Annotated in this window: 10 protein-coding genes and 1 pseudogene; 6 read left to right on the top strand and 5 right to left on the bottom strand. The window is 34.0% G+C overall.

Annotated elements, in window-relative coordinates; translation table 11 throughout:
- Positions 1–23 precede the first annotated feature (23 nt).
- The 3 genes from ahpC to V3224_RS18070 all read right to left on the bottom strand — a co-directional run bounded on the left by ahpC (position 24) and on the right by V3224_RS18070 (position 2,523).
- Positions 24–611 (bottom strand): alkyl hydroperoxide reductase subunit C, encoded by a 588-nt coding sequence (gene ahpC, locus V3224_RS18060; protein ID WP_032115864.1) that lies wholly within the window; start codon positions 609–611, stop codon positions 24–26.
- A 79-nt stretch (positions 612–690) separates the two neighbouring features.
- A complete protein-coding gene (locus V3224_RS18065; RefSeq protein WP_334472148.1) occupies positions 691–1,434 on the bottom strand; it encodes a hypothetical protein in 744 nt (247 codons plus the stop codon).
- Positions 1,435–1,506: 72 nt separating this feature from the next.
- On the bottom strand, positions 1,507–2,523 hold the full coding sequence (locus V3224_RS18070) for an NAD(P)H-quinone oxidoreductase (protein ID WP_334472149.1): 1,017 nt from the start codon (positions 2,521–2,523) through the stop codon (positions 1,507–1,509).
- Between the two features lie 1,619 nt (positions 2,524–4,142).
- Here V3224_RS18070 and V3224_RS18075 point away from each other — a divergent pair.
- Positions 4,143–4,891 (top strand): annotated as a pseudogene (locus V3224_RS18075) (FNR family transcription factor).
- A gap of 138 nt (positions 4,892–5,029) precedes the next feature.
- On the top strand, positions 5,030–5,974 hold the full coding sequence (uspE, locus tag V3224_RS18080) for a universal stress protein UspE (protein WP_334472150.1): 945 nt from the start codon (positions 5,030–5,032) through the stop codon (positions 5,972–5,974).
- A 43-nt stretch (positions 5,975–6,017) separates the two neighbouring features.
- On the opposite strand, the gene pntB is transcribed toward uspE, so the two are convergent.
- Both pntB and pntA read right to left on the bottom strand, forming a co-directional pair.
- Positions 6,018–7,406 (bottom strand): Re/Si-specific NAD(P)(+) transhydrogenase subunit beta, encoded by a 1,389-nt coding sequence (pntB, locus tag V3224_RS18085; protein WP_334472151.1) that lies wholly within the window; start codon positions 7,404–7,406, stop codon positions 6,018–6,020.
- Positions 7,407–7,418: 12 nt separating this feature from the next.
- Positions 7,419–8,951 carry a Re/Si-specific NAD(P)(+) transhydrogenase subunit alpha gene (pntA, locus tag V3224_RS18090; RefSeq protein WP_334472152.1) on the bottom strand — a complete coding sequence of 511 codons (1,533 nt, stop codon included), beginning with the start codon at positions 8,949–8,951 and terminating at the stop codon, positions 7,419–7,421.
- Positions 8,952–9,333: 382 nt separating this feature from the next.
- Here pntA and ydgH point away from each other — a divergent pair, with 382 nt between their 5' ends.
- The 4 genes from ydgH to V3224_RS18110 all read left to right on the top strand — a co-directional run bounded on the left by ydgH (position 9,334) and on the right by V3224_RS18110 (position 13,930).
- Complete coding sequence (gene ydgH / locus V3224_RS18095) at positions 9,334–10,284, top strand: DUF1471 family protein YdgH (protein WP_334472153.1); 951 nt, start codon at positions 9,334–9,336, stop codon at positions 10,282–10,284.
- A 354-nt stretch (positions 10,285–10,638) separates the two neighbouring features.
- Entirely contained in the window at positions 10,639–11,982 is a 1,344-nt protein-coding gene (locus V3224_RS18100; RefSeq protein ID WP_442890714.1) for a basic amino acid/polyamine antiporter, read from the top strand.
- Between the two features lie 523 nt (positions 11,983–12,505).
- Positions 12,506–13,027, top strand: coding sequence for a fimbrial protein (locus V3224_RS18105; protein WP_334472156.1), 522 nt, complete (start codon positions 12,506–12,508; stop codon positions 13,025–13,027).
- A gap of 390 nt (positions 13,028–13,417) precedes the next feature.
- On the top strand, positions 13,418–13,930 hold the full coding sequence (locus tag V3224_RS18110) for a fimbrial protein (protein ID WP_334472157.1): 513 nt from the start codon (positions 13,418–13,420) through the stop codon (positions 13,928–13,930).
- Positions 13,931–13,957: the final 27 nt, after the last annotated feature.

Raw genomic sequence — 13,957 nt, forward strand, 5'->3', positions numbered from 1 at the left:
AAATTATTCACAAAAAATTTTAATTAAATTTTTCCTACCAAATCGAGTGAAGGTGATAAGGTTGCTTCCCCTTCTTTCCATTTAGCTGGACATACTTCCCCTGGATGGCTTGCTACATATTGCGCCGCTTTAATTTTACGTAATAAATCGGATGCATCACGCCCAATACCTTCCGCAGTAATTTCAACTGCCTGGATAATACCTTTTGGATCAACAATAAATGTGCCACGATCTGCCAATCCTAATTCTTTTTGTTCATCATTTTCTTGATATTTGCGCATCACTTCAAAATTACGCGTTAATGTCCAACTAGGATCGCCAATCATGGTATATTTAATTTTACCAATCGTGTCTGAATGACTATGCCACTCTTTATGAGTAAAATGGGTATCCGTTGAAACAGAATAAATTTCGACGCCTAGTTTTTGAAACTCGTCATAGTGATCAGCTAAATCACCTAATTCAGTTGGGCAAACAAAGGTAAAATCAGCAGGATAAAAGAAAAAAATGCTCCATTTGCCTTTAATATCTTTTTCAGATATATCGATAAATTTTCCATCTTTAAAAGCGGTATTTTGAAAAGGTTTAATTTCTGTATTAACCAAAGACATTTTGCTGCTCCCTTCTATTTGATAGGTATTTAATATATAAACATAAAAGTATTACGTCTAATTCCTTTTTACTATTAATTCAATAGGTATTACCTATTGTAAATAAATATAATATAAAAAACCGATGAATAAATCGATTTTGATTTGAGAAATAATGCATCAGATTAACTTTAAGAATATCAATTAGAACATGATAAGCGCCAGCGCAGACATGACTAATTACTGGCAAAGTTATTAGACGATTTATGTGCAGTGACCAGAATATTAAAAATGACTGCTTTGGCACATGATAAAAACTTTGAGGCTGGCTAACAGGTTGAATAACAATGTCACCGGCACGCAATAATTGCTTTTTTCCGCAGCTATTAATAAAGGTAAACGCCGATTCGGTTTCAGGTACAATAAAATAATTCATCATTTTACCGGTCGGAATAAAACGTAAATAATTGGGCTTACTTGATACGGTAACAGGATCATCATAATACTGGTGAAATTTTGCTTTTTCAACCAAATATTGCTCATTACCTGTGGCAGGACAAATATTTTCCACCACCCAATCACCCTCCTCGGCGGGCGACGATATTACCTCAGTTCCAACACCTTTAATGATTGTCTTAATAATTTCACCCGGCGCAGCAAGTCGCGCATAGACCGACTTACTTTTTTGAGCAATGCCAGTTAAACCTTTTTGTTGTGCTTGCTTGAAATAAACCACAATATCTTTAGTTGGATACTGTTCTAACGAAGCTTGTTCATCATAGGCTAAAGCTGGTAAAGGTAATAATATTAGAACTAATTTCAGGTAATTAGACTGTTTATTCATATAATTTAACCATAAATTTTTAACTACAGAGTAGCTCTCAATAAAGTGAAAATAATGCTTAAAATACCAATATTAAAAGTGTTCATTAACTAATACTAATTTACCAATTAAAGCTCCTGACTCCATAAAACGATGCGCTTTTTCTGCTTGTTCTAATGGATAAGTTTTAGCAATAATGGGTTTTATCTTACCTGAATTAATCAGCGGCCAAACCTTATTTTCTAACGCTGTTGCAATCGCTATTTTTTCCGCTAAAGTTCTTGCTCGCATTGTTGAACCAGTATGAACTAATTGTTTAACCATTAATGGCATTAAATTTAACTGCTGAGGTGCCCCACGCATCATACCAACTTGAATGATACGGCCATGTTTAGCGGCAATTTGATAATTTTTATTAACATAATCGCCACCAATCAGATCAACCACCATATCGACCTCTTTATTTTGGGTATATTCAGCTATTTTTTCAGCAAAATCTTCTGTCATATAGTTAATAACTTTATCAGCACCTAAAGAAGATGCCACCTTCATTTTTTCCACTGAACCAACAGTAGTAAATACTTTAGCACCAAAAATTTTTGCTAACATGATGGTAACACTACCAATACCAGAGGTGCCACCATGAACGAGAACAGTTTCATTTTTTTTGAGTTGACCAATTTGGAAAACATTAGCCCAAACAGTAAAAAAGTTTTCTGGCAATGCCGCCGCTTCGATATAACTAAGATCACCAACAGGTAAAGCGATTGCTTCATGTACCAGACAATATTCAGCATATCCTCCACCGGCAACTAAAGCACAAACTTTATCGCCTTTTTTCCAACGCTGACAACCTTCTCCAACACTAACTACCTGACCGGCAATTTCTAATCCTGCTATTGGAGATGCATCCGTTGGTGGTGGATAAACCCCCATACGCTGAAAAATATCAGGACGATTGACACCCGCGGCGGCAACTTTAACAAGTAAATGTGATTTTGGTGGTTTTATTAGTGGTAATTGGGTGGGACTAAGCTTTTCCGGCCCGCCAGGTTCAATAATTTCAATAGCAAGCATCGTTTTTGGTAAAGGGTCTATGAGGTGCGGCATTCAATAATAACTCCATTGCTGAGTCAATCAACTAATTATTGTACTTGAGAGCCGTAAAATTTTCCTCTAATAATTTAACCAATATTTAATATAATATTTTGGTAAAATAGAAAAATAAAACAATAGTTTGATTAGAAATACCACTGCGCAATTAAATCAAATTCAGTTAATTTATAATTAATACCATCTATTTCATTAAGAAATCTCGTCCCAAAACTAACTCTATGATTTATTTTATAATTTATATTAAATTCAATCTCCATAGCATCAAAATTTTTCATTCTATTTAATTCTTTGTGACTAGAAAACTGGCTTAAATTATTAAAATAAAATTTCTTTGTGCTATTGGTAGTAATAAAATTGCCGTTCAACTTATCATTTATATTATTTTTTTGTTGTTTTAAACTCCTTTTAGTGACGGCGTCACTTACCGAGTTACATATATTATTTATTGTTAAACTGGATAGCAGATTATATTGGTTTTTAATATCAATGAAATAACTTATATAACATTTCATTGACATGGGATTTATTTGCGTTTTTTGGTTAGTATGGAAAGTTGGCATTAGCCTTTTTTTTGACTAAAAATGTCTTTTTCATTACTACACGAGTTTCGCACAGGCGTATAAAATACTAGAAATGGCTTAAAATCGATGATTAATCTTCAAGTTACTAAAACACATAAATTTTATTAAATTACAATAAGTTGCTTTTGATTTATAAGATTTTTTCTATTTATATATTATGCTGAATTAAACTTAAAGATAGAGCGTTTATTTATTGGTGCGAAACTCGTGTACTAATCGAAGGATCAAAATTACCAGACCAGTGTTGCCGCTCTGAGAATGGACATGATATTGTTTGCGCAGAAGAAAAAAACAGCATTGCAGCATAGCAGTTGTTAATCTCACGAGTTTCGCACCAATAAATAAACGCTCTATCTTTAAGTTTAATTCAGCATAATATATAAATAGAAAAAATCTCATAAATTAAAAATAACTTATTGTAATTTAAGTAAATTTATACGTCTTAGCAAGTTACAGATTAATTATTGTTCTGAAGCCATTTCTAGAATTTTATATGCCCGTGCGAAACTCGTGAATCTGCAACACGATGATAATAGCAATGCCTAATTGCCAACCTTTCACTCTTCACTACATGCTTAGCTATTTTCTATAAAAAAATAATAAAAAACCAATAAAACTATTTCTATAAGTTATTAATTGATAAAATTTAAAAAAACGTCGGTTTTAATCATATATTGATTAATAAAATCTATCGATATCAATATGTTTTATAATAAAAAACTTTATTAAGTAATATTATTAGAAAATAAATTTTACTAAAAACAAATAAATAAAGTTTAAAGTGAAAAATAATAACATTTTTAAAACTAATTAAAATTTAATATATTATTAGACAAAATTTGATTTTATTTTTACTTTTCTATAAGTTATACAATTAGTTTAAGTAAAATAAATGACTGTCAAGTGAACTGCATATATTGATAATATTAGTTAAATAACAATATAACTAATTATTAATTCTTTTACTCAAGCTTAGAATATGTGTTAAAATTGACTAAAATCAATATTTCTTATCATAATGAGTCAAGTAATCTGATCCCAGAAAAACGCGTTGTTCGCCGAATCCAGTCTGGTGGCTGCGCTATCCATTGCCAGGACTGCAGTATTAGCCAGCTTTGTATTCCATTCACATTGAATGAACATGAACTGGATCAACTCGATAATATTATTGAACGTAAAAAACCAATCCAAAAAGGACAGACTCTATTTAAAGCAGGTGATGAGTTAAAATCACTGTATGCCATTAGATCTGGTACCATAAAAAGCTATACCATTTTACCGAGGAAGGTGATGAACAAATTACCGGTTTTCATTTAGCAGGTGATCTTGTAGGTTTTGATGCTATTATCAATCATAAACACTTAAGTTTTGCCTAAGCTCTTGAAACTTCAATGGTTTGTGAAATACCTTTTGAAACACTAGACGATCTTTCCGGTAAAATGCCTAATTTGCGACAGCAAATAATGAGGTTAATGAGCAGTGAAATTAAAGATGATCAAGAAATGATATTACTGCTTTCGAAAAAAAATGCTGAAGAAAGATTAGCTGCTTTTATTTATAATCTGTCACTCGGTTTTGCTCAACGTGGTTTTTCAGCTAAAGAATTCCGCCTAACAATGACTCGAGGTGATATTGGTAATTATCTTGGATTAACCGTTGAAACAATTAGTCGTCTGTTAGGTCGCTTCCAAAAAAATAATACTCTCAGCGTTAAAGGTAAATATATTACAATTAATGATATGTATAAGCTGACCCAAATTGAAGGTAAAACCTCAGCCTAAACAACAATATAAATGCAAGTCAGATCACATTAACATATTATTTTTTTGTGATTTGGCTATGTTACTATCTATTATCCCAACTCATATTGGTTTATATTTAGTGATATAAATGTTGCCTAGCCTCTAAGAGGAACCATTATGGCTAATTACCGTAATCTGTTAGTTGCTATTTATCCAAATCAGGATGACCAACCTGCACTTCGACGTGCTGTATATATAGTACAACGCAATGGTGGACGCATTAAGGCTTTCTTGCCCATCTATGATCTCTCTTATGATATGACAACCTTATTATCCCCTGGAGAACGCAATGCTATGCGCAAAGGCGTTATTAGTCAGCGAAAAGTATGGATAAAACAGCAAGCACACTACTATTTAGAAGCCGGTATTGATATTGAAATTAAAGTAATATGGCATAACAAACCATATGAAGCGATTATTCAAGAAGTTATTGCTGACAAACATGATTTATTATTAAAAATGGCGCATCAAAATGATCGTTTTGATGCCATGATATTCACTTCCCTTGATAGGCATCTACTTCGTAAATGCCCTTGCCCAGTCTGGATGGTAAAAGATAAAGTATGGCCTAATGATGGCGCTATTGTTGTTGCAGTTAATTTATCTAATGAAGAATCCTATCACGATAAACTTAATATTAAACTCATCAAGGAAACGGAAAATATCAGCCATCAGATTGTTAAAAATCCACATATTCATCTCGTTAGTGCCTACCCTGTCGCGCCAATAAATATCGCTATTGAATTACCAGATTTTGATCCAAATATCTATAATCAGGCTCTGCAGGCACAGCATCTTGTTGCAATGAAAAAATTAAGGCAAAAATTTACCATTGATGAAAAATATACCCATGTTGTTGAAGGGGCCGCTGAGAAAAAAATTCCTGAAACCTGTGACGAATTACATGCAGGTATTGTTGTATTGGGTATTTTAGGCAGAACAGGTATTTCAGCGGCGTTTTTAGGCAATACTGCTGAACAGATCATTGATAAGTTAAAATGTGATTTATTGGCCATTAAGCCGGATGGTTTTGTCTGTCCAATAAATCCAGCAAATAATTAACGACCCAATGGCCCATTCAAATAGGGCCATTATTAGTAAAAACTTATAAAGCGCGCAAAATAGCTTCTACGCTAACTTTGGCATCACCGAAAAGCATTTGGGTATTTTCCTTAAAAAATAACGGATTCTGAACGCCTGCATAACCGGTATTCATTGAGCGTTTAAATACAATAACATTTTGCGCTTTCCAAACCTCCAGGACGGGCATTCCCGCTATTGGGCTATTGGGATCATCTTGTGCGGCTGGGTTAACGGTATCATTTGCCCCGATCACTAATACCGTGTCTGTATTAGCAAAATCATCATTTATTTCATCGAGCTCCAACACGATGTCGTAAGGTACTTTCGCTTCAGCTAATAATACATTCATATGACCAGGCAGGCGTCCGGCAACAGGATGGATCGCAAAGCGAACATTAATCCCTTTTTCGCGTAATTTTGCCGTAATATCGTGAATCGGGTATTGAGCTTGAGCCACCGCCATACCATAACCGGGAGCAATAATTACCGAATGGGAGTTTTTTAACAACTCAGCTACTTCATCCGCTGTAGTTTCCCGATAATTTCCCAAGCTATGTTCATCATCGACTAATATCCCGTCCGTGCCAAACCCGCCGGCTATAACACTAATAAATGAGCGATTCATGGCTTTACATATAATATAAGATAAAATAGCACCTGAAGAACCCACTAGCGCGCCAGTAACAATTAGCAAGTCGTTACTTAGCATAAAGCCTGCAGCAGCAGCGGCCCATCCTGAATAAGAGTTTAGCATTGATACCACAACCGGCATATCTGCACCACCAATTGAGGAAACTAGGTGCCAGCCAAATGCTAACGCAATGATGGTCATCATTAATAAGACAAATACTTGCAAACCAGTAGCTGTCGTTTTTACGAAAATAAATAGCAAAATAAATGAAATTAATAACGCCAATAAATTAAGTTTATGACGATTAGGAAGCATTAAGGGTTTAGACGCTATTTTGCCGCATAATTTACCATAAGCAACAATTGAACCAGTAAATGTTACCGCCCCAATAAAAATACCCAGGAAAATTTCTGTCAGATGAATATTCTCCATGATCCTATCTGAGAATACATCGTGAGCAATAAAGCTATTAAAACCAACTAAAACAGCAGCCAAACCGACAAAACTATGTAAAATAGCAACCAATTCGGGCATCTCAGTCATGGCGACTTTATTTGCTAAACGCACCCCAATAAGTCCACCAATAACCATTGCAATAATAATCCAGCCAATATTATGCGCATCGGGACCTAAGATTGTTGCAATTAAAGCGATTGCCATTCCGGTAATACCTAATATATTACCCCGCTTAGAACTTTCGTGACGAGACAAACCTGCCAGGCTGAAAATAAATAAGATGGCCGCCACGATATATGCAGCTGTTACCGTTCCACTCGACATCATTTTAACTCCTTATCCTTTACGAAACATTTTCAGCATACGTTGCGTGACTGTAAATCCACCAAAAATATTGATACTGGCTATAAGTACTGCAATAAATGAGAAGAAAGTGACCCAACCTCCACTACCAATTTGCAGCAATGCGCCCACCACAATAATACCGGAAATCGCATTGGTTACTGACATAAGCGGTGTATGCAGTGAATGGCTGACGTTCCATACTACGTAGTAGCCAACAACACACGCCAGCGCAAACACGGTAAAGTGAGAAAGGAAGTCTTTAGGCGCTATACGCGCAAAACTACCAAAAAGTATAATCGCCAACAGAAGAGAAATATATTTTAACCAAGGAGAGATTTTTTTTACTGCTGGTTTTTCTTCATATTTTATCAGTTGATTTTTTGTTTGTGGTTGTTGAGATACAGGAATAGGAGGAGACGGCCAGGTAATTTCACCTTCTTTAATAACAGTGATTGTGCGTACAACAATATCATCAAAATCAATGGTTAGTTGCCCATTGTTTTCTTTACAAAGCAACTTGATTAAATTAACAATATTAGTCGCATAAAGTTGTGAGGATTGTGTCGGTAAACGGCTGGGTAAATCGGTATAGCCAATAATTTTAACCTCATGATCAGTAACAATCAGTTTATCTGCCTCGGTTAACTCACAATTACCGCCCGACTGCGCTGCTAAATCAACGATTACACTACCAGGCTTCATCGAGTCAACCATCTCTTTAGTAATCAACTTTGGTGCAGGTTTTCCTGGTATCAATGCGGTGGTAATAATAATATCCACTTCTTTTGCTTGCTTAGCAAATAAAGCCATTTCCGCTTGAATAAATGCCTCGGACATCTCTTTAGCATAACCATCACTGCGTGCCTGATCCTGTTTAAAGTCCAATTCAAGATACTCAGCCCCCATGCTTTGTACTTGTTCTTTTACTTCTGGCCTGGTATCAAATGCCCGCACAATAGCCCCTAGACTACCCGCTGCGCCTATCGCTGCTAAACCGGCAACCCCGGCGCCAATAACCATAACTTTAGCTGGCGGTACTTTGCCGGCGGCAGTAATCTGGCCAGTAAAAAAACGTCCAAATTGATAAGCAGCTTCTACCACCGCCCGATAACCTGCAATATTAGCCATAGAGCTTAAAGCATCAAGTGACTGAGCCCTGGAGATACGTGGCACTGCATCCATTGCTAATACAGTGATTTTACGAGCTGCTAATTTTTGCATTAAATCTGGCTGTTTTGCCGGCCAAATGAAGCAAATTAATATTGCACCTTCTTTAATAAGGGAAATTTCAGCTTCTAGCGGCGCATTAACTTTAAATATAATATCTGCATTCCATACAGATTGTTGCTCGACAATTTCAGCACCTGCTTGCACGAAAGCAGTATCTTCAAAACTAGCAAGCTGACCAGCTTCTCGCTCAACGATGACAGAAAAACCTAATTTTATTAGCTGCTTTATTGTTGATGGTGTTGCTGCAATACGTGTTTCATTGGTAATTCTTTCTTTTGGTACACCAATATGCATAATGATCCCTTATCTAGTCCAAAATTGCTTGATGTTTATTCCCTACTAACATAACTAATTATATTATATATATCTGTCATATTGAGTGAAAAAACATTATTGAAACCTACTGAAAATAGTAATCATGAGCCATAATCTATCGGATTCCTACGACATTAAATTAAATTTTTTTGTCAAAAAATGATATTAGTCAAATAGCTTAAGACTTGATATTAATTTATAAAAATAATTAGCAAAAGTAGTGAGTATTCAACTAAATTAATAGTTTCATAAGAAAACAATGGGACAATTGCAGTTATTACATGTAATAATTATTATCTGTATGATACGACTATTAATTCAGCATTTTGATAGTAAATTGTGTAATGCGGAAGGATTTTGTATGAAGCTGAAAATAACGGCCATCACAACTGCGGTACTTTCACTAAGCAGTATAATAACTGTGCAAGCCGCTGTAGAATTAACACCGGAACAAGCTCAAGAATTAAAGCCTTATCAAAGGATCGCTGTCACAGGCCGCTTTAATGCCATCTATGAAGCATCCGATGCAGTTTCTCGTCGAGCGGATAAAGAAGGCGCCTACTCTTACTATATTCAAAGCCTAGATGATGTAGGCGATAGTGGTAATTTACGAGTAGTTGCTGATTTGTATCGTAAAGATGCTGTAAAAGTAACCAATCCCCCCTATCGTATCTTTGCTGGCATCAAAGAATTGCCGAAAGCAGAAGCAGTAAGATTATTGCCATTTGATACTGTTACTGTCAGTGGTTTGTATAGCTCTGAAGCCGCACTTAATGAGGCGCTAGCTAAAAAAGCCAAGCAAAAAGGTGCTGCTTATTTTTATGTCGTCCGCAGTGTTGCTTTAAATGATGGCGGTAACACACTTGCTACTGCTTATATTTATGCCGCAGATGCACCAAAACGAATAGTGCAAAATGATAATGCCGTAGTACCTGCCGATATAGAAACGGGGAAAGCTTTATTAGCTAAAGGAGGTGAAGAAGCTAAAAAAGTTAAAATACCTGGTGTGGCTTCATCTTCAGCGCCAAAGGAAAACGTAGGCCGCTTTTTTGAAACGTCAATGTCAGGTCCGGGTAAAACGGACGTAACGCTACCTAGTGGATATCATATTGAAGAAGTAAATAAAGCAGCAGCTGCGCAAATGGTTCCTTTCGATTCAATTACTTTCTCCGGTTTCTATACTTCCACTCCAGAGATAAGATATCAAATTGCGAAACGTACAGAGAAAAGAGGGGCAAAATATTTTCATATCACACGTGAATGGCAAGCTAATGGTGGTAGCGTTACTATTAGTGCAGATCTCTATAAATAATAAAAAATCACAATATTATCTTATAGTTAGATAAATAAGTATTTAACGGACTCAATTGTCCGTTTTTCTTTTCAGTAAGAGATAAAATAATAAATAACTGTGCTTTAATAACCAACAAAACGAATATTTTTTTCTTTTTTATGCATATTCAACGATTGCATATCATGTTCCATAACCGTAAAATTCTGCTAAATTTTCTCTTTCTATCTAATTCAAGTCAGTTTGGTTTTTTACTATCTAAACAAGTTGTTATTAATGGCATAAACCAAATTATGGCAAATAGATTTTAGGATATTTTCTTTGAACAATAAAAAATTAAATTTGACGGCTTTAACCGCATTAGTATTAAGTTCAATGGTTGGAGCCGGTGTGTTTAGTCTGCCGCAAAATATGGCTGAAGTCGCTAGCCCCCTAGCACTTATGATAGGCTGGAGTATCACAGGTATTGGTATTCTATTTCTTGCCATATCTTTGCTATTACTTTCACGTATTAGACCGGATCTAGATGGAGGAATTTATACATACGCCAAAGAAGGTTTTGGTGAACTAGTTGGTTTTTGTTCAGCCTGGGGCTATTGGCTATGTGCTGTTATCGCTAATGTTTCCTATTTGGTGATCGTCTTTGCAGCCCTGAGTTTTTTTACTGATCACTCAGGTAATGTGGTTTTTGGTGATGGTAATACTTGGCAATCTTTGATCGGTGAGTCTATCTTACTATGGATCATTCATTGGTTAGTATTAAGAGGTACACAAACTGCCGCCGGTATCAATAAATTAGCGACTTTAGCTAAATTAATTCCCCTGAGCCTGTTTATCATCTTTGCTATTTTTGCGTTTAAGATAGATATCTTTAAATTTGATTTTAGTGGTGCTGAAATGGGCATACCAATTTGGCAACAAGTCAAAAATACCATGCTAATTACGTTATGGGTATTTATTGGTATCGAAGGGGCTGTGGTTGTTTCAGCACGCGCTCGAAGACGTAAAGATGTTGGTTTAGCAACGTTACTTGCCGTAATCTCAGCCTTAAGTATTTATATATTAGTTACCTTGCTCTCCTTAGGCATCGTTCCCAGAGCAGAACTTGCTGCAATGAAAAATCCCTCAATGGCATCACTTATCATCCATATGATGGGAAATTATGGCGAGATTATTATTGCAGCGGGTTTGATTGTTTCTGTTTGCGGTGCATATTTAAGCTGGACAATAATGGCGACAGAAATTCCTTATATTGCTTCGCTTCATGGTTCATTTCCTAAAATATTTAAATCTCAAAATAAAAATAATGCCCCCTCTTCATCTCTTTGGCTTACAAACGGTGCTGTACAATTAGCGTTAATATTAATTTGGTTGAGTGGCAGTAACTATAATATGTTATTAACGATAGCCTCAGAAATGATTTTGGTGCCTTATTTTTTAGTCGGTGCTTTCCTAATCAAAATCTCTTTTGAGCGTGCTAGCAAAGGATTACTTATTATTGGTGCAGTAACTAGTTTATATGGCTTATGGCTACTTTATGCTTCAGGAACAATCAATCTACTGTTATCTGTTATTCTATACATGCCCGGTTTATTTATCTTCCTCTATGCGCAAACCCAAAACAATAATAAAAAATCACTCAGCCGATTAGAAAGAAATGCAATAATTATAATTATTTTCTCTTCTATCCCCGCATTTCGGTATTTACTTCATATTTAATTAACGAGATTTAACAATAACCAATATAGTTGCCATTAGGTGACTATGCTGGTTTTTTTATTAATATGGTAAATTTTCAACTTAAAGCTTCTATCTTGCTGGTTAGAGAGGAGTTTATTTTTTTTATTTACAAAAGCATGTTGTAACTAAATAAAGCTTAAACTCTGATTTTGTAGGCCTTCTATTAATAACAAGCAAAATTGGCTATCTATTATAAATGGTATTAACAAAATAATTTTTTAGTAAAATTAAAATAGATTAATGTCTATCTTGCATATTTTATAAAATAACTATTGTTTAATAACTACAGAAAAAAAATAATTTTATAATTAGAAAATTAGTTTTTTAATTCAATGTATTTAATATTATTTTAATACCTTATATTCTTTATTTTACTCAGCTTAAAGAAAAAACAATTATTATTTCTATACTAAAATACCTCTTGTTTAAAATAAAAATAACAGTATTCTTAAAAAGAAAAATAGCAATGATATTTTTATTCAAAAAATAAAAGGTTAAAACTATGCGTAACTTACTAATGACTAGCTTTTTATCAATTTTTTATTTGACCCAATTTACTGCTCATGCATCAGATGGAAATATAAAATTCACCGCTGAAATTATTCAATCGTCTTGTACGTTTAAAGCACTTACTAAAGATCAAACCGTATCATTAGGCACTGTGGCAACAAATAGTTTTAAAAAAGTACATGACACAGCCTCACCAACCGTTTTTAATATTGAAATCAATAATTGCCCTAATAATAGTCAAGAGGTTTTTGTTATATTTGATGGCGTTAAAGATGAAATAAATAATGAGTTGCTAGCTATTAAGGAAGGAGATGGCTATGCAACAGGTGTTGCTATTGGAATATATAATAATAATAGTGAACGTTATATTCCGTTGAATCATAAAACTAGCGTTTATCCTATTACCGATAAAATAGCTATCTTAAAATTTATTGCAAAATATGTTGCAACAGAAAATATTGTTTTACCAGGGAAAGTAGAAGCTAATGCTAATTTTACATTAGTATATAACTAATAAAATTATCATATAGAAATAAGATTATTTTAGCATTTGCATATTTTATCATTTTATAGAATATAAACACGTTAATTTAATTCAAAAAGAAAATAATATTAAAATAAAAAATAAATAACTCAATATTAATTTACGATTAAAATTTAATGTTACTCTATCTAGCTATAATTTTATTTTCTATAATTATATTTTTTTATGAAAAATAGCATTAATCATTAAATAAAAATTGTGATCTATTAAAAAATATCTATTGTTTAAAAAAAAACATTAATATTCCCCTGATTGAAAATAATTTATTATGTTTTTACAAAATTAATTAGTTTTGTAATCATATAATATAAATCATTTAGTTGAATTATGTTTTTATTAAATAAAGGATAAGTTAATAATATGCGTAAGTTATTTATGGCATTATCATTGTCAGTGGTTTCTTTGTGCCAATTTTCTGCTTATGGCAGTGATGGCTCTATCGTTTTCAATGGAGAACTTACTGGTTCTACCTGCCAGGTCACCGCAAATAGTAAAAATCAAACAGTTATCTTAGACACACTATCAATAAATAATTTTCAAAAGAAAAATGATACATCTATTGGCAAACCTTTCAATATTGCTCTATCCAATTGCCAATCAACAGACAATATCAGTGTTATATTCCATGACGCTACACATGGTCTTACAGATGATGGGTTGATAGCCAATCAAACTGGTGATGATTATGCAAAAGGTATCGCAATTGGTGTTTATGATACTAAAAATAACCTTATCAAAATGAATGAAAAAATATTTACAGATAATAACAATAATACCCACAATTTAGCACTTATCGCAAAATACGTAGCTACAGCAGATAAAGTTGAAGCAGGACTAGTCGCTTCAGCGGTCAGCTTTACCATAACTTATTAACAAGCTAAGAGTAGGAACAATAAAAAT

The organism is Arsenophonus sp. PmNCSU2021_1 (assembly GCF_036919435.1).
Classification (GTDB): domain Bacteria; phylum Pseudomonadota; class Gammaproteobacteria; order Enterobacterales; family Enterobacteriaceae; genus Arsenophonus; species Arsenophonus nilaparvatae.